Annotated in this window: 24 protein-coding genes; 2 read left to right on the forward strand and 22 right to left on the reverse strand. The window is 71.7% G+C overall.

The features are described from left to right. Positions 1-79: 79 nt before the first annotated feature. From AB0367_RS11580 to rimP, 12 genes are all read right to left on the reverse strand, one after another. The gene (locus AB0367_RS11580; protein ID WP_366226169.1) at positions 80-1,027 is read right to left on the reverse strand and encodes a bifunctional riboflavin kinase/FAD synthetase; all 948 of its coding nucleotides are present in this window, start codon (positions 1,025-1,027) and stop codon (positions 80-82) included. 65 nt (positions 1,028-1,092) lie between these two features. Beyond that, a complete protein-coding gene (gene truB, locus AB0367_RS11585; RefSeq protein WP_366226170.1) occupies positions 1,093-1,983 on the reverse strand; it encodes a tRNA pseudouridine(55) synthase TruB in 891 nt (296 codons plus the stop codon). A gap of 198 nt (positions 1,984-2,181) precedes the next feature. Beyond that, a complete protein-coding gene (locus AB0367_RS11590; protein ID WP_366226422.1) occupies positions 2,182-3,468 on the reverse strand; it encodes an MATE family efflux transporter in 1,287 nt (428 codons plus the stop codon). A gap of 902 nt (positions 3,469-4,370) precedes the next feature. Beyond that, positions 4,371-4,589 carry a DUF6186 family protein gene (locus AB0367_RS11595; protein ID WP_366226172.1) on the reverse strand — a complete coding sequence of 73 codons (219 nt, stop codon included), beginning with the start codon at positions 4,587-4,589 and terminating at the stop codon, positions 4,371-4,373. Beyond that, positions 4,586-4,987 (reverse strand): hypothetical protein, encoded by a 402-nt coding sequence (locus AB0367_RS11600; protein WP_366226173.1) that lies wholly within the window; start codon positions 4,985-4,987, stop codon positions 4,586-4,588. Before AB0367_RS11600 ends, AB0367_RS11595 begins: the two co-directional genes overlap by 4 nt. A 304-nt stretch (positions 4,988-5,291) precedes the next feature. Further along, the gene (locus AB0367_RS11605; protein ID WP_366226424.1) at positions 5,292-6,287 is read right to left on the reverse strand and encodes a bifunctional oligoribonuclease/PAP phosphatase NrnA; all 996 of its coding nucleotides are present in this window, start codon (positions 6,285-6,287) and stop codon (positions 5,292-5,294) included. Between the two features lie 278 nt (positions 6,288-6,565). Continuing rightward, positions 6,566-7,060 (reverse strand): 30S ribosome-binding factor RbfA, encoded by a 495-nt coding sequence (gene rbfA, locus AB0367_RS11610; RefSeq protein WP_366226174.1) that lies wholly within the window; start codon positions 7,058-7,060, stop codon positions 6,566-6,568. Positions 7,061-7,184: 124 nt separating this feature from the next. Continuing rightward, positions 7,185-7,481 (reverse strand): DUF503 domain-containing protein, encoded by a 297-nt coding sequence (locus AB0367_RS11615; RefSeq protein ID WP_366226175.1) that lies wholly within the window; start codon positions 7,479-7,481, stop codon positions 7,185-7,187. Between the two features lie 492 nt (positions 7,482-7,973). Further along, positions 7,974-11,039 carry a translation initiation factor IF-2 gene (gene infB, locus AB0367_RS11620; protein WP_366226176.1) on the reverse strand — a complete coding sequence of 1,022 codons (3,066 nt, stop codon included), beginning with the start codon at positions 11,037-11,039 and terminating at the stop codon, positions 7,974-7,976. 159 nt (positions 11,040-11,198) lie between these two features. Then, positions 11,199-11,504 carry a YlxR family protein gene (locus AB0367_RS11625; RefSeq protein WP_366226178.1) on the reverse strand — a complete coding sequence of 102 codons (306 nt, stop codon included), beginning with the start codon at positions 11,502-11,504 and terminating at the stop codon, positions 11,199-11,201. 35 nt (positions 11,505-11,539) lie between these two features. Continuing rightward, entirely contained in the window at positions 11,540-12,574 is a 1,035-nt protein-coding gene (nusA, locus tag AB0367_RS11630) for a transcription termination factor NusA (protein WP_366226179.1), read from the reverse strand. Further along, positions 12,571-13,146, reverse strand: a complete 576-nt coding sequence (gene rimP, locus AB0367_RS11635) for a ribosome maturation factor RimP (protein ID WP_366226180.1) — start codon at positions 13,144-13,146, stop codon at positions 12,571-12,573. Before rimP ends, nusA begins: the two co-directional genes overlap by 4 nt. A gap of 219 nt (positions 13,147-13,365) precedes the next feature. Between rimP and AB0367_RS11640 the strand changes: the two genes are divergently transcribed. Next, entirely contained in the window at positions 13,366-13,875 is a 510-nt protein-coding gene (locus AB0367_RS11640) for a hypothetical protein (protein ID WP_366226181.1), read from the forward strand. After that, the gene (locus AB0367_RS11645; RefSeq protein ID WP_366226182.1) at positions 13,872-14,303 is read left to right on the forward strand and encodes a ferritin-like domain-containing protein; all 432 of its coding nucleotides are present in this window, start codon (positions 13,872-13,874) and stop codon (positions 14,301-14,303) included. Before AB0367_RS11640 ends, AB0367_RS11645 begins: the two co-directional genes overlap by 4 nt. A 398-nt stretch (positions 14,304-14,701) precedes the next feature. Here AB0367_RS11645 and map read toward each other — a convergent pair whose 3' ends face one another. The 10 genes from map to AB0367_RS11695 form a co-directional block, all read right to left on the reverse strand. Beyond that, positions 14,702-15,559 (reverse strand): type I methionyl aminopeptidase, encoded by an 858-nt coding sequence (map, locus tag AB0367_RS11650; RefSeq protein WP_366226183.1) that lies wholly within the window; start codon positions 15,557-15,559, stop codon positions 14,702-14,704. 316 nt (positions 15,560-15,875) lie between these two features. Further along, positions 15,876-16,595: a gamma-glutamyl-gamma-aminobutyrate hydrolase family protein gene (locus tag AB0367_RS11655; RefSeq protein ID WP_366226184.1), complete on the reverse strand. Its 720-nt coding sequence runs from the start codon at positions 16,593-16,595 to the stop codon at positions 15,876-15,878. 110 nt (positions 16,596-16,705) lie between these two features. Next, positions 16,706-17,401, reverse strand: coding sequence for a gamma-glutamyl-gamma-aminobutyrate hydrolase family protein (locus tag AB0367_RS11660; RefSeq protein WP_366226185.1), 696 nt, complete (start codon positions 17,399-17,401; stop codon positions 16,706-16,708). 14 nt (positions 17,402-17,415) lie between these two features. Beyond that, positions 17,416-18,183, reverse strand: coding sequence for a 3-oxoacyl-ACP reductase (locus AB0367_RS11665; RefSeq protein WP_366226186.1), 768 nt, complete (start codon positions 18,181-18,183; stop codon positions 17,416-17,418). Continuing rightward, positions 18,184-19,539: an aldehyde dehydrogenase family protein gene (locus AB0367_RS11670; protein ID WP_366226187.1), complete on the reverse strand. Its 1,356-nt coding sequence runs from the start codon at positions 19,537-19,539 to the stop codon at positions 18,184-18,186. A gap of 11 nt (positions 19,540-19,550) precedes the next feature. Then, entirely contained in the window at positions 19,551-20,906 is a 1,356-nt protein-coding gene (locus tag AB0367_RS11675; protein WP_366226188.1) for a glutamine synthetase family protein, read from the reverse strand. 36 nt (positions 20,907-20,942) lie between these two features. Beyond that, positions 20,943-21,686 carry an FCD domain-containing protein gene (locus tag AB0367_RS11680; protein ID WP_366226189.1) on the reverse strand — a complete coding sequence of 248 codons (744 nt, stop codon included), beginning with the start codon at positions 21,684-21,686 and terminating at the stop codon, positions 20,943-20,945. A gap of 61 nt (positions 21,687-21,747) precedes the next feature. Further along, complete coding sequence (locus AB0367_RS11685; protein WP_366226190.1) at positions 21,748-23,307, reverse strand: amino acid permease; 1,560 nt, start codon at positions 23,305-23,307, stop codon at positions 21,748-21,750. 11 nt (positions 23,308-23,318) lie between these two features. Continuing rightward, on the reverse strand, positions 23,319-24,155 hold the full coding sequence (locus AB0367_RS11690) for a hypothetical protein (protein ID WP_366226191.1): 837 nt from the start codon (positions 24,153-24,155) through the stop codon (positions 23,319-23,321). A 492-nt stretch (positions 24,156-24,647) separates the two neighbouring features. Beyond that, a complete protein-coding gene (locus tag AB0367_RS11695; protein ID WP_366226192.1) occupies positions 24,648-25,022 on the reverse strand; it encodes a hypothetical protein in 375 nt (124 codons plus the stop codon). Between the last annotated feature and the right edge of the window lie 170 nt (positions 25,023-25,192).

The following is a 25,192-nucleotide window of genomic DNA, read 5'->3' on the forward strand; positions in this document are numbered from 1 at the left end:
CGGCTCCCACGGCGTCGTGCAGGCAGCCTGGCCCCCGCCAGTCAGTCGGCGTCAATCCCAGGCTAACAGACAGAGCTGTTCAGCCGCGCATCGGACCGCTGGACAGCGCCTCCCGCGCCTGCGCGACGTCCTCCGTCATCTGCGCGATCAACGGCTCGATGTCCTGGTAGGTGCGCTGCTCGCGCAGCCGGTCGGCGAAGTCCAGGCTTACCCGTTCGCCGTACAGATCACCCTTGAAGTCCAGCACGAACGCCTCCACCCGCCGCTCCTTGCCGGAGAAGGTGGGGTTCGTCCCGATCGACACCGCCGCCGGGTGCCTCGCACCGTCGCGGTCGCGGTTGAGCCACGCGGCGTAGATGCCGTCGGCGGGCACCGCCGCGTTGGCCGGGACCAGCAGGTTTGCCGTCGGAAAGCCCAGCTCGCGGCCGCGCTGGTCGCCGCGCACCACCACGCCCTCAAGGCGGTGCGACCGCCCGAGCGCGCGGGCCGCCGCCACGACGTCCCCCGCGTCGACGCAGCTTCGGATGTACGTCGAGGAGAACACCGTCCCCTCGTCCGCCACCAGTGGCGCTCCCTCGACGGCGAAGCCGAAGGTCCGCCCGAGCCGGCGCAGCAGCTCGACGTCGCCGGCCTGCCGGTGGCCGAACCGGAAGTTCTCCCCCACCACGATCAGCGCGGTGTGCAGGTGTTCGACGAGCGCATCGTGCACGAACTCCTCAGGCGTCAGCCGGGAGAACTCGGCAGTGAACGGGATGACGCACAGCACGTCGACGCCCAGCGCCTCGATCAGCTCCGCCTTGCGCCCCGGCTCGGTCAGCACCGCCGGGTGCGATCCGGGCCGCACCACCTCGGACGGGTGCGGGTCGAACGTGATGACGACCGACTGCACGCCGAGCTCCCCGGCCCGCTTCACCGCGTGGCCGATGATCTGCTGGTGTCCCCGGTGGACGCCGTCGAACACGCCGATCGTCGCGACCGCGCGCCCCCAGCCGCCGGGCACCGCCTCCGTTCCCCGCCACCGTTGCATGCCACCGAGCGTACTGCCTCGGCCCCGCCCGCCCGTTCGCCGGCGGCGGGTCGCGTCGTGGGTCGTCACGGGACGAGGACGATCTCCGGGCGGGCCTTGCCCTCGCGCTCGCGCACGATCGCCAGAACGGTGCCGTCGGGGGCGAAGACCGCGTACGGGTCCGGGATGCCGATCGGGGACAGCGGGCCGCCGTGCGAGAGCGTCTTCGCCTCGTCGGCGGTGGCGTCGCGGCGTGGGAAGCAGCGGTCCGCGGCGGCCGGCAGCGGGAGGGTCACCGGGTCCGGGAGCTGCGCGAGCTCGTCCAGCGTGGCCGCCTCGGCCAGGGTGAACGCGCCCACCGCCGTGCGGCGCAGCGCCGTCAGGTGGCCGCCGACGCCGAGCGTGGCGCCCAGGTCGCGGGCGAGGGCGCGGATGTACGTGCCGGACGTGCAGGCAACGTCCACGTCCAGGTCGATGTGCGCGCCCACGCGGCGGGTCGCCAGGACGTCCAGGCGCGAGACGGTGACCGGGCGGGCGGCGAGCTCGACCTCTTCGCCGGAGCGGACGCGGTGGTACGAGCGCACGCCGTTGACCTTGATGGCCGAGACCGCGCTCGGGACCTGCAGAATGTCCCCGCGCAGCGGGGCCACCGCCGCGGCGATCGACGCGTCGGTGACGGCGGAGGCGTCCGCGCGCGCGACGACCTCGCCCTCGGCGTCGTCGGTGACGGTCGACTCGCCCAGGCGGATCGTGGCGGTGTACTGCTTGGTGCTGCCGATCACGTACGTCAGCAGCCGCGTCGCCTTCTCCACGCCGATGATGAGCACGCCGGTGGCCATCGGGTCGAGGGTGCCGCCGTGCCCGACCCGGCGCGTCCGCGCGATGCGGCGCATGCGCGACACCACGTCGTGCGAGGTCATGCCGCCGGGCTTGTCGACGACGACGAGGCCGCCCTGGGTCGCCGCCTTCTGTGCCATGCGCGACACCTTAGCGTCCGGACCGGACCGCCTCGGAACTCCCGGGTAGGCCGGAGGACGCGCGGGCCGCGTTGGGGCTGACTCGGGGGCCGCGCGGGCTGGCTCGGGGCCGCGCGGGCTGGCTCGGGGCCGCGCGGGCTGGCTCGGGGCCGCGCGGGCTGGCTCGGGGCCGCGCGGGCCGAGTTGAAAGTGCGGGGCTTACCGCACGGCGCCTGCGACCGCCCAGCCGTCGCCCGCGAGGCGGTACAGCAGGCCGGCCAGGCGCAGCGCGATGAACAGCGTCAGCGCGGCCCAGACGCCGCTCAGGCCGAAGTCGAGCAGGTACGCCAGCCAGATGCCGGGCAGGAAGCCACCGAGGGCGGCGACCAGCGTGAGGTTGCGCAGGTAGCGCACATCCCCGGCGCCGAGAAACACCCCGTCGAGGGCGAAGACGACGCCGGCGGCGGGCATCATCGCGACGAAGAACCACCAGGCGTGGCGGGCCTGGGTGTACACCTCCGCGTCCGCGCCGAACCACGGGCGGACGCTGAGCAGGGCCGCGGCCACGAGCACCGCGAACGCCGCGCCCGCGACGAGGCCCGCGACCGTGATGCGGCGGGCGAGGTGGCGGGCCTCCGCCACGCGCTCGCCCCCGAGCGCCGCGCCGACGAGCGACTGCGCGGCGATGGCGATCGCATCCAGCGCCAGGGCGGTGAAGAAGAACAGCTGGATCGCGATCTGGTGTGCGGCGAGCGCGGCCTCGCCGAAGCGCGCGGCGACCGCGGAGGCGGACAGGAAGCAGGCCTGGAAGGCCGCGCCGCGCAGCAGCAGGTCGCGTCCGAGCGCGAGCTGACGGCCAATGACCGCGGGCTGGGGCCGCAGCGGTACCCGCTCGGTGCGCAGCGCGCGGACGAACAGCACGCCGACGACGGTCTGCGCGGTCACGTTCGCCACCGCGGAACCGGTCAGGCCGAGGCCCGCCGGGTACGCGAGCAGCGGGCACAGCGCGGCCGAGAGCCCGTTGGCGGCAAGCACGTAGTACAGCGGGCGGCGGGTGTCCTGCACCCCGCGCATCCAGCCGTTGCCGGCGGTGGCGAGCATGAGCCCGGGCGCGCCGAGTGCGGCGATGCGCAGCCAGCCTGCGGCGTTGTCGGCGACGTCGCCCGGACCTCCCGCGAGGACGCGGGTGAGCGGCCCGGCGACGGCCTCGATCACGAGCAGAATGACCAGCCCACCGGCCAGGGCGAGCCAGGACGCCTGGACACCCTCCTCGACGGCGGCGGCGCGCTGTCCGGCGCCGAAGCGACGGGCGGCGCGCCCCGTGGTCCCGTACGCCAGGACGGTCCCCAGCCACACCGCGAACGTCATGACGGAGCCACCGAGGGCCAGGCCGGCGAGCTGGGTGCGCCCGAGGTGGCCGACGACGGCGGTGTCCACGAGCACGTACAGGGGCTCGGCGGCGAGCACCACGAGCGCCGGGATCGCCAGCGTGGCGACCCGGCGCATCGTTGAGGCCTGATCTACCGTCACCCGGCCATCGTAAGGTGCGGTGACTGGATTGGAGCTTACCGGCACAACCCCCGGGAAACCGTGACGTCAGCGCGGGGCGTCCCGGCTTCCCGGAGTTTGTGTCGATGCGGCGGATCAGCCGCGGCGGTCCATCGACATCTGCAGGGCGGCACGGGCGCGCTCACGGGTGTCGGCGGCCGGCTCCTGCGGCTTGGGCTGGGGCTTCTGCTGGTCAGACATGACCCTGGTCTCCTCTGTCGCATGGTGCTGATGGTCGTTGCGGGCTGGTCGCGCCGGGATCACCGGTGGACACGCGCAACGCACGGCGAGGAGACCGACGTGGGTGGTGTCGGCCTGTTCACACGGGTTGCTACGCACGTGGTTCCTCGCTTCCGGCGGCATGCTGGATCGGGCCGTTCACCCGCCACCGGTGTCCGCCTTCAGGAGGGGGCGCCCCGGGGCGGGCAGCGAAGAATTCGTACTGTGCGCATGCGAACTAAGCTATCGTTAAGTTCCAGCATGTGCGAAGACATCCCAAAATCTGGAACGGCGTGTCGCGCACCCGTCACGATCAATTTCCCAGCTCAGCCGGGTGCGGACGCGTCGCGGGGCCTGGCGCGGGGGCGTTATCGAGTCCCCATACGAACGCGCTGAAAGCCCGGCACGGACGCGTCATCAGGCCGCCGCACGGACGCGGCGCGGGCAGCGCATCCGAGCGCCGCCGCAGGGGTCGTGGGCTGCCTCAGGCGCAAAGACCCAAGGAGCGCCGCGGGCGCGCGGGGCCGCGCGGACTCGGCGGCTGCGGGGATGGGCCTGCGCCCACAGGGACGGGGCGCGAGCGCGTCGAGCACTGCGCGGGATCCAGACGTGCGGAGCGCGAGCCTGGGCGCGAATGGGTTTCAGCGCGCCAGGAAGTGCCAGCCGAGCCACCACCAGAAGCCGAACATCACGATGCGGCCGACGGGCAGTGGCCCGACCCGGTATCGCATGACGACGCCGCACACGTCGCCGATGCTCGGTACGCGTGACCCCTCGCGGTGGGCGGCGATCTCGACCGCGGCGAAGAGCCCCAGCGCGACACTGAACAACACGATGACGAGCAGCTGACCGCCGCTCATCGGCGCACCATCGCCCAGAAGGACCACAACCAGCCGAAGTACGCGGCCGCGCGGGCCCAGTAGTGCTCCAGCACCGGGTCCGCGAGGCGGGACAGCGTCGGGTACGCGTCCGAGCCGTTGAGGAACGTCGCACCCTCGACGACGCCGAACAGCACCAGCGGCAGGAGCCACCACGCGGCCTGGCGCGGGAGCCGCGCGGGCGCGGGGCGGCGCGGGAGTGCGGCCGACGTACCGAGCCAGAACAGCGCGGCGCCAGCGCCGAGCACCAGCAGGTTGGCGCGGAGGGTGAACGACGGGAGGGCTCCGCCGACAAGGGAGATCAGGGCGAACACGGGAATGAGGACAACCGGCCGGGCCCAGGCCCGGTCGACCTCCGCAGCGAGCTCGGGTCGGTCCATTTGTCGATTGTCACCTCACTGGATGCCGACTGGCCAGCCGTTATAGCCAGGAGATTCTCCCGGAGCCGCCCCTGACGCGCGCCGGGGGTCCGCGTGGGAGCGGGACAGCGCGCGGACGCCGCCAACGCGGAGCGCACCCCAGCGCAAGCCCAACAGCGCCCGGCCGCGCGTCAATGCCCGGCAACACGGCAAGGCACGGAAACGCGGCAACCTCCGCCAGCGCGCGGGAACGCGGCAACGCACGAACCTGACGTCGCGCCGAGGGTGCGAAAGAGCCGGGTAGTGGGGCGCGTACGCCGCCGAGTCAGTCCTGGCCGGCGCCGGAAGCCCGCGCGGGAGCCGGCAGCAGGGCGCGGATGGCGGCGATGACGTCCGCCACGGTACCGCCGGCGCTGAAGCCTGCCGCGAACCGATGCCCGCCACCGCCCAGCGCGACCGCGACCGTGCTGACGTCGACCGCGCCCTTGCTGCGCAGTGACACCGACCACTCCCCCGCGCGGACGGGCTTGACCACGCAGGCGACGTCCGCCTCGGCGACGCTGCGCACGGTGTCGATGAGTGCCTCGACTGCAGACGGCGGCTGGTCGTGCGCGGCGAGGTCGTCGGTCGTCAGATATGTCCAGGCGAACCCGAGCCCGCCCGCGCCCTCGCGCTCGAGCACGGTGCGCGCGAGGGCCACGCCGAACAGCCGCACGGCGCCGATCGGTCGCGTGTCGAAGAGTCGCCGCGAGATCTCGCCCACCGCAATGCCGGTCGCGATGAGCCGCGCGGCGAACTCGTGCACGGCCGGCGTCGTCGAGGCGAACTTGAACGAGCCGGTGTCCGTGGCCAGCGCCACATAAAGGCACTCGGCGATCTCCGGGTCCAGTGGTACGCCAAGCCGCCGCAACAGCCCATCCGACAGCACGGATGTCGCGGCCGCCGCAGGGTCGACGAGGTTGATGCTGCCGAACCCGGGGTTGGACGCGTGGTGGTCAAGGACGATGCCGACCGGCGCCGCGCGGAGGCGGTCAGCGAGCCCGCCGAGCCGCTCGATGCTCGCCACGTCGAAGACCAGCATCGCGTCCGGCGCGGGGTCGGCGTCCTCCTCCGCGACGAGCAGCCCGGCGCCCGGCAGCGTGTCGAACGGTGCGGGCAGCCGCATCGGCCCAGGGAACGTCGCCGCGAGGTGCCCGATGCCGAGCTTCCCCGCGACGCGCCGCAGCCCGAGCGCGAAGCCGAGCATGCTGCCGAGGGCGTCGCCGTCGGGGTTCACGTGGCAGGCGAGGAGCACTCGCGCCCCGCTCGGTAGCCCGCGCAGGGCCGCGACGGCCGCGTCCCACTCGGCCTCGGCGGGCCGGTGCCCGCCCGCGCCCGCGCGTCCACCAGGCGCAGCCGCCCGCGCGTCCGCGCAGTCGTTCGAAACCGCATCTTGCGCGCCCGTGCGATCGCGTGAGGCTCCCTCATGCGCGTCCGCGCGGGCTTGTTTCGGGGCGGGCGCGTGGAAGGCTTCCGGGGCGGGCGCTTCCCCGGCCGGGAGGCCGGGGAAGGTGTTGAGTTCGGTGCCCGCGCCCGGTGCGTTTCCGGGCGCGAGCCCGGTCACCGCCGGTCCTGGCCGACGACCACCTCGTCGTCGGCGCCGTCGACTCCCAGGTCGTCGACGTCGCCGTTCGCCTCGTCATCCAGCTTGTACGGCTGTGAATCGCCCGCGTAGTGCGCGCCGGCCGCAAGGCGCTGGACCTCCGCGTCGGCGTTGCGCGCGCTGGCGAGCAGCTCGTCGATGTGCTTGGCGTGTTCGGACACGTCGTCGTGCACGAACGCGAGGCTCGGAGAGTGACGCAGGCCAAGTGCCTTACCGACGGTCGAGCGCAGCAGGCCCTTGGCGCTCTCCAGGGCAGCCGCGGTGCCGGCCTGCGCCGCCGCGTCGCCGAGCACCGTGTAGAACACGGTCGCCTCGCGCAGATCGGCCGTGATCCGCGCGTCGGTGATCGTGATCATGCCGAGCCGGGGGTCCTTGATCTGCGTCCGTACCACCGATGCGACCAGTTCGCGCACGCGCTCCGCGTGCCGCCGCACCTTCGCCGGATCCGTCATCTCGAACACCTCCGCAGCCAAACGGCCCACCGGTGACCTCTCGGTCACCCGGGAACCTGAAGACCTGACCAACGCCTTGACAGTACCCGCGCCCCACCGGTGGGACCGCGTTGAGAAGTCGGGATTACTCGTCGTCGTCGCCGTGCAACCGACGGCGCACGGAGAGCAGTTCAACCTCGGATCGCCCGGCGACCGCGCGCTCGCAGGTGTCGAGCACCTCGCGCACGTGCCCCGGCTCGGCGGCGACGACTGCGACACCCACCTCGGCCCGCCCGGTCAGATCCAGGGCCCCGACCTCGGCGACGGAGACCTCGAACTTTCGCAGGTGCGCGATCAGCGGCCGCACGTACGAGCGCTTGGCCTTGAGCGATCGCGAATCATCGGGCAGCAGGAGGTCGAAGACCGCGGTTCCGGTGTACACGGCGCAAGATCTTATCCCGCTCGCCCCGCTTCCGCCTCGGATTTACCCCGCCACTTCGAGCCGGCATTGATGCGAACATATCAGAAATATCGCAACGAAGCCCGAGAGTACGGCAGAACGTGACGAACGGTAGAAAAGCGAAGAAGCCCGAGGGCCGCAACAGAGAGTAAACGGCCCCCAACGGCTGGGAGGGGACGCGCCGCCGAAGGTGCGCGACGAAGCAGCGACGGCCTCAGCGGGGCCGAGGACCGTACGAGCGACTCAAACGACCAGCAGCGGCGGACGATCGGCGGCTCGGGGTCGACGGGCAACGTCGCGGCGCCTGCGGCCGGGAGCGGGCCACGACGCCGGGGCCCGGCGGTGCCCGCGCTGCCGCGGTACACAGATTCATGATGTGAGCGACGTCATGCCCCGTCGGGCCGTCCCCGTCGAACGGATCGGCACGCCAGAAGGGGCCGTGGATCGGTGATCCACGGCCCCTTCTTCAAGGCGTCAGACGCGCGGCTTCTCGCGCAACTCCCACGTCTCGATGACATCGCCGACCTGGATGTCGTTGTACGAGCCGAGCGTGATACCACACTCGAAGCCCTCGCGGACCTCGGTCGCGTCGTCCTTGAAGCGGCGCAGGCCGGCGATCGTGAGGTTTTCGGACACGACCGCGCCGTCGCGGATCAGGCGCGCCTTGCTGTTGCGCCGGATCAGGCCGGTGCGGACGATGCAGCCCGCGATGTTGCCGAAGCGCGACGAGCGGAAGACCTCGCGAATCTCCGCCTGGCCGAGCTCGACCTCCTCGTAGACCGGCTTGAGCAGGCCCTTGAGCGACGACTCGATGTCCTCGATGGCCTGGTAGATGACGGTGTAGTACCGGATCTCCACGCCCTCGCGGTCGGCCAAGTCCCGCGTGCGGCCCTCGGCCCGCACGTTGAACCCGATGATGATCGCGTCGGAGGCGCTGGCCAGGTTGACGTCGTCCTGCGTGACCGCACCGACACCGCGGTGGATGATCCGCAGCTGGACCTCGTCGGAGACGACGATCTTGACCAACGCGTCCTCGAGCGCCTCGACCGAACCCGAGCCGTCACCCTTGAGGATGAGGTTGAGCGTGGTCTTCTCGCCCTGCTTGAGCTGGTCGAACAGCGTCTCCAGGGTGACCCGGCCGGTGCGCGCCGCCATCTCGGCCGCGCGACGGCGGGCTTGCCGCTGCTCGGCGATCTGGCGCGCGGTGCGGTCGTCGTCGGCGGCGAGGAACGTGTCGCCGGCGCCGGGCACCGAGGTCAGGCCGAGCACGAGGACCGGACGGGCCGGACCCGCGTGCGGCACGGGCTTGCCGTTCTCGTCGAGCATCGCGCGGACGCGGCCGTAGGCGCGACCGGCGACGATCGAGTCACCGATATTGAGCGTGCCCTTCTCCACCAGGACGGTGGCGACCGGGCCGCGGCCTCGGTCGAGGTGCGACTCGATCGCGATGCCCTGGGCCGGGCCGTCGACGGGCGCGCGCAGGTCGAGCGCGGCGTCGGCGGTGAGCAGCACGGCCTCGAGGAGTCCGTCGATGTTGATCCGGCTCTTCGCCGAGATGTCGACGAACATCGTCTCGCCGCCGTACTCCTCGGCGACCAGCCCGTACTGCGTGAGCTCCTGCCGCACCTTGGCCGGGTTGGCCTCGGGCTTGTCGATCTTGTTCACCGCGACCACGATCGGCACCTCGGCCGCCTGGGCGTGGTTGAGCGCCTCGATCGTCTGGGGCATCACGCCGTCGTCGGCCGCGACCACCAGGACCACGATGTCCGTGGCCTGCGCACCACGAGCACGCATGGCGGTGAACGCCTCGTGACCCGGGGTGTCGATGAAGGTGATCGCGCGGTCCTCGCCGTCGTGCTCGACGCGGACCTGGTAGGCGCCGATGTGCTGGGTGATGCCGCCGGCCTCGCCCGCCGCGACGTTCGTCTGGCGGATCGCGTCGAGCAGCTTCGTCTTACCGTGGTCGACGTGACCCATGACGGTCACCACCGGCGGCCGGATGACCAGGCGCTCCTCGTCGACCTCGGCGTCGAGGTCGATGTCGAAGCGGGCCAGCAGCTCGCGGTCCTCGTCCTCGGGGCTGACGATCTGCACGTCGAAGCCGAGGTGCTCGCCGAGCAGCTGCAGCGTCTCGTTGGTGCACGACTGGGTGGCCGTCACCATCTCGCCCAGGTTGAACATCTCCTGGACGAGCGAGCCCGGGTTGGCGTTGATCCGGTCGGCGAAGTCCGACAGCGACGCACCCTGCGGCAGGCGGATCGCCTGACCCTGCCCGCGCGGGGCGCCCGAGCCCATGGTGGGCGCGGAGAGGTTGTCGAACTCCTGTCTGCGCTGCTTCTTGGACTTGCGTCCGCGCGTCGGCCGGCCACCCGGACGCCCGAAGGCACCCGCGGCGCCGCCGCCGCGACCACGGCCACCAGCGCCACCGCCACCGCCCGGACGACCGGCAGTGCCGGCGCCCGCACCGGGTGCGCCTCCGCCACCGCCACCAGGGCCGCCACGGAAGCCGCCGCCACCGCCGCCGCCAGGGCCGCCACGGAAGCCGCCGCCACCGCCGCCACCACCGGGGCCGCTACGGAAGCCGCCGCCACCGCCACCGCCGGGGCCGCCGGGACGACCGGCGCCACCGCCGGGACCGCCACGGAAGCCGCCACCGCCACCGCCACCGCCCGGACGACCGGGCCGGTCACCGCCGGGGCCGGCGGGACGACCGGGCCGCTGGCTCGGCATCTGCGACGGGTTGGGCCGGGGGCCGCCCATCGAGGACGGGTTGGGCCGCGGGGGCATCGAGGACGGGTTGGGCCGCGGAATGTTGCCCGGCGACGGCGGGCGCGGAGTCGCGCCGCCGGAGACGCCGAACGGGTTGTTGCCCGGGGACCGGGCCGGCGGCCGGGCGCCGCCCGGACGCGGGCCCTGGCCGGGCCGCGGCGCGGACGGGGTCGGCGCACCGCCGCCGGACGGGCCGGGGGTCGGGCCCGGGCGCGGCCCGGGCGTGGGGGCACCGCCACTGGGCGGCTGCGGCGTGTCACGCCGGGTGTGCTCACGCTGACGGGCCTGCTGGGCGGCCTTCATGGTCGCTTCCTGCTCAGCCTTCAGCGCGGCGGCACGCTGCTCGGCGGCCGCCACCTCGATGTCGTGCGCGCTCGTCGGCCGTACCGCGGGCGGCGGGGTCGGACGCGGCGGGCCGGGAACGGGGCCACGGCCGCCTCCGCCTCCGGAACCACCTGGTCCGCCGCTCGCCGGCGGCTGAGGCCGCTTCGGGGGCGCAAAGGGCTTGACTGCCGGGGACGGCGTCGGGCGCGGAGCCGCCGGAACGGGCGCCGACGGTACCGACGGGGCCGGCGCAGGAGGCGCGGAGGGCGCTGGGGCGGAGCCTCCACCGTTTTCGAAGCTCGCACGCAGCCGGCGCGCCACTGGCGCCTCGACCGTGCTGGATGCGGACTTCACGTACTCGCCAAGCTCCTGCAGCTTCGCGAGTACGGTCTTGCTTTCGACCCCGAGCTCTTTCGCCAGCTCGTGTACGCGGGCCTTGCCTGCCACTACACTCCTCACCTCGAGGCCGGGCGGCAAGTTCCGCTCCGACCTCACTCGTGCACTTGAAGCCTGGTCATCTCAGGGACTTCATCGTGTGCTCATGTCCGTCGTCCTACCTTGCGTGATCCGGGTGGGGCGTCGCGCTCCCACCACCGGCGGTTCCGGTCACTGCGTATGCTCCGGCTCCGTCACCGTCGCCGAGGCGACGGCTTCGGCCAGCGGACCGGTGTCGAAGACCCCGGTGAGGCGTAGAGCCCGCCCGAAGGCGCGCCTGCGCTCCGCTAGCGCGAGGCAAGCCGGATCAGGATGCAGGTGCGCTCCCCGACCCGGCCGTCTGCGAGCCGGATCGGGGACAGCCCTGAACTGGCCAGGGCCGCACTCGATCGCGACAAATCGCAGCAACTCGGAGGATGACGCACGCTTCCGGCATCCAATACAGGTGCGAACCGGCATAGCCGGGATCGCAGGCATGCCAGCCGGGGGCGTGCGACGTACCGTCAAGAAGTCTACCCTGCACTTTCGGCGCGCGCCGCGCCCGGTCCGGTGACGTGATCGACGTTGCCGTCCGCGGCGTTGTCAGGTCTGATATCGATCCGCCATCCGGTGAGCCTCGCGGCGAGCCGAGCGTTCTGGCCCTCTCTGCCGATGGCCAGGGAAAGTTGGAAGTCCGGGACGGTCACCCGGGCGGCCCGGTTGGCCGCGTCGACGACCTCCACGTTGAGCGCTTTCGCGGGAGAAAGCGCATTTCCCACAAATTGCGCGGGGTCCTCCGACCAGTCGATGATGTCGATCTTTTCGCCGTGCAGCTCGCTCATGACGGCGCGGACCCGCTGGCCCATCGGGCCGATGCAGGCCCCCTTCGCGTTCACCCCCGAGACGGTCGAACGGACCGCGATCTTGGTCCGGTGGCCGGCCTCCCGGGCGATGGCCGCGATCTCCACGGTACCGTCGGCGATCTCCGGCACCTCGAGCGCGAACAGCCGCTTCACCAGGTTGGGATGCGAGCGCGACAGCGTGACCTGCGGCCCGCGGAAGCCCTTGGCCACGTGGACGACGATGGCCTTGATCCGCTGGCCGTGCTCGTAACGCTCACCGGGCACCTGCTCGGCCGCGGGCAGCATGCCCTCGATCTTGCCGAGGTCGATGGTGACGATGCCCTTCTCGGCGCGCGCCTCGTGCGCCTGGATCACGCCGGTGACCAGGTCACCGTCGCGGCCGACGTACTCGCCGAAGTGCACCTCGTCGGTCGCCTCGCGCAGCCGCTGCAGGATGACCTGCTTGGCCGTCATGGCCGCGATCCGGCCGAAGTCGTGCGGGGTGTCGTCGTACTCGCGGACGACGGCGCCGTCCTCATTGAGATCCTGGGCGAGCACGGACGCCGCGCCCGTGCGCCGGTCGATCTCGACCCGCGCGTGCGGGTTGGCTCCCTCGGTGTGCCGGTACGCCGTGAGCAGCGCCGTCTCGATCGCCGCGAGGATGGTCTCGAACGGGATCTCGCGCTCGCGCTCCAGTGCGCGGAGGGCCGCAAGGTCGATGTTCACTCCCCGTCCTCCCCTTCCTCGTCGTCTTCGTCGTCGATTTCTTCATCATCCGGGTCCGGCAGTTCGGCGAGGCGCTTGAGCTCGACCTGGACCCGGCCCGGGCCGAGCTCGCCGTGCGCGTGGGTCTGCCGATCGCCGTCGACGTCGAGGGTCACCCCTGCGTCATCGGCCGCGACCACCCGCCCGGTCACCTCGCGTCCGGCGGCCTTCACCTTGACCAGCCGGGTGCGGTTGCGCCGCCAGTGCCGCGGCAACGTGAGCGGCCGATCGACACCCGGCGAGCCGACCTCCAGCTCGTACTCACCCGCGATCAGTTCGTCGCCGCCGGCCTCGGCCGCATCGAGTGCGGTGGAGATGCCCCGGGAAAGCTCGGCCACGGCGTCGAGGTCGACACCGTGATCGCTGTCGACCGCGATGCGCACCAGATGCCGCCGCCCGACGCGGGTGACGGTGAGGTCCTCGAGGTCGTAGCCACCCTGGGTGACGACCGGTTCGACCACCGCGAGGAGGCGCTGTCGATGCTGTTGCGCCATAGATCGACACCCCTCCTTCGGGCACCCGCACGGGCGCACGGCTCATCGCCGCCTGCGTGACAACGCGCGGGCGGCTCGTGCAGAGCGTAACGCGACGTGACTCGGGACGTCCCGGCGGCGCTCCGAAGGCCACCCGGCCGCGCCCGCGCGCAGCCCCCGGCGGTGCGTCCGCCGGAGCCCACGGCCGCATGAGCAAGCGGGTGAGGGAGTACCTCACCGAGGGCGGGTGCACCGCAAATCGCTCGGATGGTGTTCACTATGCGCGTGCTGATCCGCCGACGCGCCCTGCTCGCCGCCGCCGTGGTGACAACGACCGGCTCGGTGGCGGGCTGCGACCCGCTCGGCGGCAAGCAGGCGCCGCAGTGGAGCCCTGCACCAGACGTACTGCTGCCACTGCTGACCCGGACCGTCGCGCTGCGCGACCGTTACGCGGCGGTCCTCACGGCGTTCCCGGCTCTGAAGGAGCGCATCGGGCCGCTCAAGGACGACCACGCCCAGCACGTGATCGCGCTCGCCCGGGAGATCGGCCTGCCGGAGGCCGGGCCGTTCCCGGCCCCGAGCGGCGCTGCCGGGTCCGGCGCTGAACCGTCCGCGACATCCATGGCGGTGCCGAACGAGCAGAGCGCGGCCCTGTCGGACCTCGCCGCGCTGGAGAAGGTGGCGCGAGAGGAGGCGGAAACGGCGTGCCTGGCCGCGCCGTCCTATCGTGCGGCTCTGCTCGGCTCGATCGCCGCGTGCCGCGCGGGACATCAGGAGGTGCTGACGTGACCCCGGCCGACGAGAGGCTCGTGGCGGCGCTGCAGGCCGAGCACGCGGCCATCTACGGCTACGGGGTGCTGGGGCCGAGGCTCGACGGTGCGGCCCTCACCCAGGCGCACAACGCCGACAACGCCCACCGGGCGCGCCGCGACGCGCTGATCGTGCGGCTCTCCTCGGCCGGGGTGACGCCGCCACCGACCGCCGCGAGCTACCAGCTGCCATTCGCGGTCGCTGACCGCGCGGACGCGCTGAAGCTGGCGGCACTGCTCGAAGACCGCACAGCGGCGCAGTGGCGCCTTGCGCTGCCGGCCACTGACGGCGACGTCCGCAAGATCGTGCTGGACGCGCTCGTCGACTGCACGACGCGCGCCGTGGGGTTCCGCAGGACGGGCGGTCTGACCCCGCTTGTACCGACGTTTCCGGGCAAAACGGCATAATTGGGGATAAACCCATCACGCCAGAGCGAACCGGAAGCGGCGGAGATACTCCCGAAAGCGTGCCACAGCAAGGCGGCGTCGCCCCATCGGGCTGTTCGCTCCGCGACGATCGTTGCATCACGCCACGAGCGTCTAGACGAGAGGAGGACCCGACATGCGCCGCACCGCGTGGGCCGGTCCGACGATGCACCCGCGTCGTTGACGAATACACCGTCTCGTGAGCCTGCCGTCTCGGGGAACACCGCCCCCGAGACGGTTCAGGCCACACGAGACCCAGGCCACCACACCGATGGGATGAACAACGAAAACACAGGAAGCCCCGGCGTCCGCACCCAGCAGCAGCTGCCGAGTCCGGAACGCCACGGGGCATGCCGTCGATCAGCGCGACGCCAGGTGGCTCACGGCAGGGTCAGGATCTCGTAACCGTCCTCGGTCACCAGGATCGTGTGCTCGAACTGAGCCGTCCACTTGCGGTCCTTGGTGACGACGGTCCAGCCGTCCTTCCAGATGTCGTACTCGTGGGTGCCCAGCGTGATCATCGGCTCGATGGTGAACGTCATCCCCGGCTCCATGATCGTGGTCAGCCGCGGGTTGTCGTAGTGGGGCACGTAGAGCCCGGTATGGAACACCTCGTTGATGCCGTGCCCGGTGAAGTCGCGCACGACGCCGTACTGAAAGCGCTTGGCGTATGCCTCGATGACCCGGCCGATCGCGTTGAGCGGACGCCCGGGCGCGACCGCGCGGATGCCCCGCATCATCGCCTCGCGGGTGCGCTCGACGAGCAGCCGGTCCTCCTCCGCGACGTCGCCGACGCAGAACGTCTGGTTGGTGTCGCCGTGCACGCCGCCGATGAACGCGGTCACGTCGACATTGAGGATGTCGCCGTCCTCGATCACGGTGGAGTCCGGGATGCCGTGACAGATCACCTCGTTGAGCGAGGTGCAGCACGACTTCGGGAAGCTCTTGTACCCGAGCGTCGACGGGTAGGCGCCGTGATCACACAGGAACTCGTGCACCACGCGGTCGATCTCGTCGGTCGTCACGCCCGGCCGCGCGTGCTCGCCGGCGAGTGCGGTCGCCTGCGCCGCCAGCTTGCCCGCGACCCGCATCCGCTCGATGATCTCGGGCGACTGCACGTCGGACCCGCGGTGCTTGGCCGGCGCCCGCTTGCCGACATACTCGGGGCGCACGATTTCGGCGGGGACGTGACGCCAGGGACTCTGCGTGCCAGGGGCGAGCGGTGCGCGAACCTTCATGGCCAGAAGCCTAACGCGCATCAACCCCGGGCTGTCCGGGTAGCCACCCAAGCATGATCGACGACGACCGCGCCCACGCTGCTCCCTGAGCCGACAACCCTTAAGCGTGGCCGAGGCCCGTCCTGCGGACCCCGTGAGCCGCGTCCGGGGGGCTGAGAGGACCGCCCCGGACGATCGCCAAGCCGGCTCGGACACCAACCGGACAGCGCCGTGTGTCGGTCAGGCCTCCTCGGCGAGCAGTTCCTCGACCGCAACCACCCGGGTTTCGTCCCTTTCGAGCACGGCAACCTTTCCCATTGCGCGAGGTTAACATGGATTATGGCCGTGTGGCCATATTCTCCCGGCGGGCGCGCGCGGCCTCCACGAACGCGGCGAACAGGCGGAAGTCTGTGGTGTCCTCCGGGTGCCACTGGACACCCACCGCGAAGCTCTTCGACGGGTCCTCGACGACCTCGATGAGGTTGTCCTCCGGACACCAGCCGGTCGGAACGAGCCGGCCGGGGTCGGCGCAGCCCTGGTGGTGGAACGAGTTGACGATCACCGCGTCACCGAGGATCGCGGCCGCCCGGGAGCCGCGCGACAGGCGCACTGGGTGCTCGCCGAACTTCGGGCCGCTCACCGGGCGGTGGTTGTGGTGGCCGAGGACGTCGGGCAGGTGCTGGTGCAGGCGCCCGCCGTACGCGACGCACATGAGCTGCATGCCGCGGCAGATGCCGAACAGGGGCAGGTCTGCGTCGAGCGCGGCCCGCATGAGCAGCAGCTCGGCGGCATCCCGCTCCGGCTTGACCTTGGTGGTGGCGTGCGGGGGCTCGCCGTACAGGTCCGGATTCACGTCCGATCCGCCGGTGAACATGATGCCGTCGAGACCCTCGAGCACGTCGATGTCGGGGTCGTCGGGGGTGATGAGGACCGCCCGGCCGCCCGAGCTGTGTACCGCGTGCACGTAGGACAGCGGCAGCACCGCGGAGAAGGTGTCGTTGAGGCCGAAGCGGGTTTCCTCGGCGTACGTGGTCAGGCCGATGACCGGTCGCGACATGACCTCAACTTAGTCCTCTCGGGGCGAGGTTGTGCAGGCCGTCCACGGCGCGCTCCCCCGCGGCTGCCGGGTCGGCGTCCGGCCCGGCGATCCGCGGGTCCCGGTTGAGGTCAGATCGCGGCGACGAGCGCGGCGAAGGGCCGCACGTCGCCCGCCTCCTCCGGGTGCCATTGCACGCCGAGCACGAACCGGCGCCCGGGATGCTCGAGGGCCTCGACGACGTCGTCGTCGGCCCAGCCGGTGACGGTGAGCGTGCCCGGCTTGTCGACGGCCTGATGGTGGTACGAGTTCACCTCGGCGGTGAGGCCGAACACGGCGGCCGCGCGGGAGCCGGGAGCGAACCGTGCCCGGTGCGTCCCGTAGACGCCGGGCGCCGGCTGGTGGCGCTCGTCGCCGAGCAGGTCGGGCAGGTGCTGCACGAGCGTGCCACCACAGGCGACCGCGAGCAGCTGCATGCCGCGGCACACGCCGAGGACCGGCAGGTCGGCGTCGAGGGCCGCGGCGAGGACCGCCAGCTCGCCGGCGTCGCGGTCGGGGCGCGTCTTCGTGGTGGGGTGCGCGATCGCGCCGTAGCGGGCCGGCTCGATGTCGGCGCCGCCCGCCAGGACGAGCCCGTCGAGCCGGCCGACGAGCGCGGTCGCGTCCGCGGGGCCGCCGAGTTCGTCCGGCGGCAGCACGACGGGGCGCGCGCCGGCCTCGCGCACCATCCGCACGTACACCTCGGGAATCAGCACGGCTCGGGTGTCCCACACGCCCCACCGCGCCGGCTCGGCGTAGGCGGTGATCCCGACCAGGGGTCTCGTCATGAGATCCGGCCCGGCTACAGCGGCGTGACGTAGGCGCCGGTGATGCCGCCGTCCACCAGGAACGTGGAGGCGGTGATGAACGACGCGTCGTCGCTGGCCAGGAACGCCACCGCGCCCGCGATCTCCTCCGGAGTGCCGAAGCGGCCCATCGGCACGTGGACCAGGCGGCGCTGGGCACGCTCCGGGTCCTTGGCGAAGAGCTCCATGAGCAGCGGGGTGGCGATCGGGCCGGGGCACAGCGCGTTGACCCGCACGCCCTGCCGCGCGAACTGCACGCCGAGCTCGCGGGTCATCGACAGCACCGCGCCCTTGGAGGCGGTGTAGGCGATCTGCGAGGTGGCGGCGCCCATCAGGGCGACGAAACTGGCGGTGTTGATGATCGAGCCCTTGCCCTGGGCGAGCATGTGCGGGATGGCGTACTTGCAGCAGAAGTAGACGCTGGTGCTGTTGACCTTGAGCACGCGCTCCCAGGCCTCAACACCCGTGTCGAGGATCGAGTCGTCGTCCGGCGGGGAGATGCCGGCGTTGTTGAAGGCGATGTCGAGCCGGCCGTAACGCTGCGCCACGCCGTCGAACAGCGCCTTGACGGCGGCCTCGTCGGCCACGTCGGCGGCGACGAACTCGCCGCCCACCTCGTCGGCGACGGCTTGGCCGGCGTCCTCGTTCAGGTCGACCGCCACCACCTTCGCGCCCTCGGACGCGAAGCGGCGCGCGGTGGCCAGGCCGATGCCGCTGCCGGCTCCGGTGATGACCGCGACGCGATCCTGCAGACGTGCCTGCACCTAAACCTCCGTGCTGAAGTAGACGTTCTTGACTTCGCAGAACGCGGCGAGCGCGTCCGGGCCGAGCTCGCGGCCGAGGCCGCTCTGCTTGACCCCGCCGAACGGGGTCCAGTAGCGCACCGAAGAGTGCGAGTTGACGCTGAGGTTGCCAGCCTCCACGCCGCGGGCGACGCGGATGCCACGGCCGAGGTCGCGGGTCCAGATCGAGCCGGACAGGCCGTACTCCGTGTCGTTGGCGAGCCGGATCGCCTCGTCCTCGTCCTCGAAGCGCAGCACGGACAGCACCGGGCCGAAGATCTCCTCGCGCCAGTGGCGGTCCTGTGTGGACCGTGCGGTGAGGACGGTCGGCGCCATCCAGTAGCCGGGGCCGTCGGGTGCGCTACCGCGGAAGGCGACCGCGTCGTCGTCCACATAGGACCGCACGGAATCGAGCTGCCCGGCCGAGATGAGCGGGCCCATCTGCGCGGACTCGAGCGCCGGGTCCTCGCAGCGAAACGCCCGCACCGACTGCTCCAGCAGGCCCATGAACTCGTCGTGGACGCTTGCCTGCACGAGTAGGCGCGACCGGGCGCAGCAGTCCTGGCCGGCGTTGTCGAACACCGAGCCGGGCGCGGACGCGGCGGCCCTGGCGAGGTCGGCGTCGGCGAAGACGATGTTGGCGCTCTTGCCGCCGAGCTCGAGGGTCACCCGCTTCACCTGGTCGGCGCAGCCGGCCATGATGCGCTTGCCGACCTCGGTGGACCCGGTGAAGCAGACCTTGCGGACCAGCGGGTGGGTGACGAAGCGCTGGCCGACGACCGCGCCCTTGCCCGGCAGTACCGTGAGGACACCCTCGGGCAGGCCCGCCTCCAGGGCCAGCTCGCCGAGCCGGATCGCGGTGAGCGGGGTGAGCTCGGCCGGCTTGAGCACGACGGTGTTGCCCGCGGCCAGGGCGGGCGCGAAGCCCCAGCCGGCGATCGGCATCGGGAAGTTCCAGGGGACGATGACGCCGACAACGCCGAGTGGCTCGTAGAAGGTAACGTCCAGGCCCCCGGGGGCCGGGATCTGGCGGCCGCTGAGCCGCTCGGGGGCGCCAGCGTAGTAGTCGAGGACATCGCGGACGTTGCCTGCCTCCCAGCGGGCGTTGCCGATGGTGTGCCCGGCGTTGCGGACCTCGAGCCGCGCCAGCTCCTCGATGTGCGCGTCGACGACGGCTGCGAAGCGGCGCAGCAGCCGCGCCCGGTCGCCCGGCGCGACCGCGCGCCAGGCGGGGAACGCGGCGTGGGCACGCTCGATCGCGGCGTCGGTCTCCGCCAGGCCGAGCGACGGTACGGTCGCCACGACCTCCTCGGTGACCGGAGAGATTACGTCGTGCATGGGTCTGCCTTTCAGAGCCGTTCGAAGCCGCGCATGAGCTCCCAGTCCGTGACCGCCGCGTCAAACGCTGCCAGCTCGATGCGCGCCATGTTGGCGTAATGCGCGACGACGTCGTCGCCGAAGGCCTCGCGGGCGGCGTCGCTGGCCTCCCACAGCTCCAGCGCCTCGCGCAGCGTGGCGGGCACGCGCGGGGCGTCCGCGTCCTCGTAGGCGTTGCCGCGATAGACGTCCTCCAGCTGGAGCCCGTGCCGGATGCCGTGCAGCGCGCCGGCGGTCATGGCGGCGATGGCGAGGTACGGGTTGACGTCGGCGCCGGGCACCCGGTTCTCGACGCGCATCGAGGGGCCGTGTCCGACGAGGCGCAGCGCGCACGTGCGGTTGTCCAGGCCCCAACGCACCGCGGTCGGAGCGAAGGAGCCGGCCTGGAAGCGCTTGTAGGAGTTGATGTTCGGCGCGTAGAAGAGCGTGAAGTCGCGCAACGTGGCGAGGATGCCGGCCATCGCGCTGCGGAACACCGGTGAGATCCCGTGCTCACCGTCGCCGGCCACGGCGGGGCGGTCGTCGGCGGCCGAACGCAGCGAGAAGTGGATGTGGCAGGAGTTGCCCTCGCGGGCGTTGGGCTTGGCCATGAACGTGATGGAGACGCCCTCCTGCGCGGCGATCTCCTTCGCGCCGTTCTTGTACAGCACGTGCCCGTCGGCGTTGGGCAAGGCGGCGTCGTATCGGAAGGCGATCTCCAGCTGCCCGAGATTGCACTCGCCCTTGGCGCTCTCCGGGGTCAGCCCGGCGCCGGCCATCTCGTTGCGGATGCGGCGCAGCAGCGGCTCGACTCGCGAGGTCTGCAGCAGCGAGTAGTCGGAGTTGAACAGGGTAACGGGCGTCAGCTCGCGGTACCCCTGCCGGAAAGCGTCCTCATAGGACTGCCGGAACGCGATGAACTCGAGCTCGGTGCCGGTCCAGGCGGTGTACCCCGCGCCGCCGAGCGCGGCGACCTGGGCCTGCAGGATCTGCCGGGGCGACGCGGTCACCGGGGCACCATCCTCCAGCAGCCGCAGGTCGGCCAGGACCAGCGCGGTGCCTGGGTGCCACGGGATGCGGCGCAGGGTGGCGAAGTCGGGGATCATCGCGAAGTCGCCGTAGCCGCCGGCCCAGGAGGACATCGCGTAGCCGTCGACGGTGTTCATGTCGACGTCGACGGCGAGCAGGTAGTTGCAGCCCTCGGTGCCGTGCGCGACGACGTCGGCGAGGAAGTGCCGAGCGTGGAACCGCTTGCCCTGCAGCCGGCCCTGCATGTCCGTGACCGCCACGATGACGGTGTCGATCTCGCCCTCGTTCACGGCGATGCGCAGCTGCTCGACGCTCAACATCGACTACCCCTAAAGGTCTAGAACAAAACCATAAACTCAACCCAGCAGACCGCGCAACAGCGCCGCGGTGGCGTCGCAGTGCTCCTCCATCCCGCTGCGGGCGACGACGGGGTCGCCCGCCAGGATCGCCTCGACCACGCGCTCGTGCTGGGCGTCGGAGTGGTCGAGGTTGCGCCGCAGCACCGGGATCGAGGCGAGGAGCCGGTCCAGCCGCAACTGCACGTCGGCGATGGACGCCGCCACCGAGGTAGAGCCGCTGGCCGCGGCGATCGCCAGGTGCAGCCGGGAGTCGTTGACCCGGCGGGTCAACGGGTCGCGGGTGCGCGCGGCAGCCAGGCACGCGACGAGGTGCGCGCGGTCGGCCGCGGACAGCGTCCGGGTCGCGGCGAGCGCGGCCGCGCCCGGCTCCAGCACACGGCGGAAGTCCAGCGCGTCGTGCAGCGCGTCGCCCATCTCCCGGGCGAGCGCCGCGGCGTCCGGTGTGTGGGCGCCGTCGACCGCTTCGCCGCTGGCGCGGACCACGAACGTGCCCCCGGAGCGGCCGCGGCGCGACTCCAGAAACCCGGCCTCGCGCAGGGCTGCGATGGCGTCTCGCAGCGTGACGCGGCTGACCTGGAGCCGCTCGGCGAGCTCACGCTCGGGCGGGAGCCGCTCCCCCACCGGCACCAGCCCGAGCCGGATCGCCTGAGCCAGCCGGGCGACGGTGATCTCGAAGGCGTTGCCGCCCCGCACCGGCCGCCACATCGGCACACCCGACAGGGGCTCCGTCGCCACCGGCATCCGACCTCCCGAAGCTGTCTCCGGGCCGGCGCGGCCCGGCCGGCCCGGAGACCATCATCCTCTACTCCGCTGCGGCCGCCGTGTCCTCGGCGACGGCCTCGTCGATGGTTCGAATGGGACCGTGGAACCACTTCCTCGCCGACAGTGCCCACCACAGCGCGGCGCCACCGATGACGATGAGCAGCGCGATTGGCGCGTAGTTCACCGCGGTCCAGGTGAAGCCATCGTGTCCCGGGATCGCGGTCGGCGTGAACGGCATGATGAAGTAGATCGACACGATCACGATCTCGACCACGGCGATCCAGCCGAGCACCTTGTACTTGGTGCCCAGCGTCCACGGGCCGGGCACGAACCGGTCGCCCATCCGCAGCCGCAGATAGATCGGGATCAGGAACGCGACGTAGAGGCCGATGACGGCGACGGAGACGACGGCGTAGAACGCGGTCGGCGCGCCGGTCGGGCTCTTGTACAGCGCCGGCAGGGTCAGCACGCCGCCGGCGATGGCCGCGCCGATGATCGCGTTGACCGGGGTGCCGTTGCGGTCCACCTTGGACCACAGCCGCCAGCCGGGCACCGCGCGGTCGCGGCTGAACGCGTACGTCATCCGAGACATACTCATCACACAGCTCATGCCGCAGAAGAACTGCCCGATCGTGGAGATGAGGATGACCACCTTGAAGAAGCCGGGGCTCAGCGCCGTGGAAAAGATGGCGCCCGAGAACCCGCTGGCCTTGGTGATCGCGTCGACGTCGGTCGCGGCGAACAGGAACGACAGCAACAGGATCCAGCCGCCGATCGCCGAGTAGAAGATGGACTGCCACAGGCCCCTCGCGGCCGCGACCGACGCGCCCTTGGTCTCCTCCGAGACGTGGGCACAAGCATCAAAACCGGTGATGGTGTACTGCGTGAGCAGGAACCCGAACGGCAGGACGAGGAACCAGTAGGTGCCGTCGGAATACCCGGAGTTGTTGAACCGCTGGGTGAAGACGAACTCGAGGCTCTGGTGCTTCTCGGGCACGAACACGAGGATGAGCACGACCGCGGCCGAGCCGGCCACGTGCCACCACACCGAGACGTTCTGCAGCACGTCGATGATGTTGTGGCCCCAGATGTTGATGGCCATGTGCGCGGCCAGGATCACGACGAACAGCAGGAACGTCAGGTACAGGTTGGCGCTGTCCCAGGAGCTGTAGGCGTCCAGGACGAGGCTGAGGAACGTGGCGCAGCCGTAGTCGACCGAAGCGGTGACCGCGATCAGGCCGACGAGGTTGAGCCAGCCGGTGAACCAGCCGTGCACCGGCCGCCCCATCCGGGACGCCCACCAGTAGATGCCACCGGCCGTCGGATACGCCGAGACCAGCTCCGCCATGCAGAAGCCGATGATCAGGATGAAGATCGAGATGAGCGGCCAGCCCCACGAGATGGCGATCGGGCCGCCGTTCATCCAGGCCTGGCCGAAGGTCGTGAAGCAGCCGGCCAGGATCGAGATGATGGAGAACGAGATGGCAAAGTTGGAGAACCCGCTCCACTTGCGCCGGAGCTCCTGCTTGTAGCCCAGTTCGGCGAGCCGCTTCTCGTCGTCGTCGATGGGCCGGCCGGCCTGGGTCGGCGATGCCGACATGGCACCTCCTCTTATTCGTCGGGGGTGATGGGTTTCCTTCCGGTCACCGTTGCGAGGAGCCGCCCGAGTCCGGGGTCTTCCAGCGCGCGCCGCGCCTGGCCCCACTCGCCGGCCGCCTCCGCCTCGTAGTCGAAGCCCACCGGGTCCTCGCCGTGGGCGGCGGCGAGAAGTCCGTGGTGGACGGTGAACCACAGCGCCCACGTGACGTTGGACGCGATGTGCAACAGCCGGACCCGGGCACGTAGCGCCGGGTTCGGGCCGGCGCCGAAGTACGCGCCGGCCAACTGGCCGGTCAGGTCCGGGTCGTAGTCCGCCTCGAGGGCGATATCCCCGAGCCACGCCACGGCGCGCAGCTGCCACTCCGCCGGCTCCGCCCGGGTCGCATCCACTGTGGAGGAGGCGTCCGGGTAGCCGCCCGGCAGCGGCAGTTCGTGGCGCTCGCACACCTCCATCAGCTCGGCGCGCTGGGCGAAGATGTCGAAGTCGTCGCCGAAGGCGGGCCCCGCGTGCAAGCGCAGGCACGCCTCGGCCGGCTCCGGGCTCACCCCGGGCCGGCCCGCCTCGGCGGCGCTGAGCGTGCGCCCGGGCAGGAACTCCAGCACGATCGCCGGCACGCCGGGCAGCACGGCGCACACCTGCGCGTCGGCGGTCCGCGCGGCCAGCCGCGTGTTGCCGATCTCCCGCCCGGCTGCGGAGACCTTCGGCTCGAGCACCCGCAGCACGTACGGGACGTGGTCGACGTCGATGCGGAGAATTTGGTGCGACAGGCCGCCCTCCAGGCGCAGCCACTCGACCGCGCGGCCCACCCACGACAGGACCCGCTCCAGCAGGTCCGCGATGGACGGCACCGCACGCATGACATCCGGCCCTTCGCCGCGATCCATACGTCGAATTCGGGCGAAGTCAGGCCTTAACCCGGCGAGCTCGAAGTGACCGACGTCATAGTGTGACAGAGTTAACGCCCCTGTCAGCCACTCGTCAAGAGCAATCCTCGCGCTACATCCTGGAAACAGTTGGCACGCCTTCAGACCTTTTCCGGGACGTACCGCCGGGTCCACAATCATGCGATGCCGGTCGATTCGAACCTGCCTCGCACGGTCCGCGGCGTGGTGGTCGGCGGCGGCGTCGGTTGCCCCACCGCGTACCACCTCGCCCGGCTCGGCTGGATCGACGTGGGCCGCCTCGCCGGGGTCGACCTGCCAATCGTGCCGATCAAGCATCAGTACGTCGTGACGGCGTCGCGTCCCGGCGGCTCCACGACGGACCTTCCGACGATGCGCGACCCGGACCGCGGCGGGTACTTCCGCGGCGCCGACGAGACCGGGCCTGCTGGTCGGCGGCTACGTGCGCGACCCGGCGCCGTGGCGCCCGGAGTCCGGCGCATCGCTGGACGAGCCGCGCACGCTGTTCGAGGCCGACGTGGCGAAGTTCGCCGAGTCCTGGGGCAACGCCCGCCACCGTGTGCCCGCGCTGCGCGAGCTGGACGTCCTACGTGTCGTGCACGGCCCGGAGGCGTTGACCCGGACGGGAGTTCCTGCTCGGCGAGACGCCCCGGCCAGACCCCGCAGCGGCGCAGCGCCCGCCCACCGTCGGCTCGCCGCGTGGCCGCCGAAGCGGCGTACCTCCATCGTGGACACCTCGTACTCGGGCGTGCCGTCGGCGATCCGCTCCGCCATCACCTTGCCGACCCCGCCGGCCGATGCGAGGCCATGCACAAGCTCGAATGCACGGCCCGGGCGCGCTGGGCCTGCTGCAGCGCCTGTACGCCAACGACGCCGGCCGGCCGGATCCACGACATACACCCAGTTGCTCAACGCGCGCGGTGGCGTCGAGGCCGACCTGACCGTCACCCGGCTCCGGCGACGCGCTCTTCCGCGTCGTCGGG

It is taken from the genome of Dactylosporangium sp. NPDC051484, assembly GCF_040689395.1.
In the GTDB taxonomy this organism is placed as follows: Bacteria; Actinomycetota; Actinomycetes; order Mycobacteriales; family Micromonosporaceae; genus Dactylosporangium.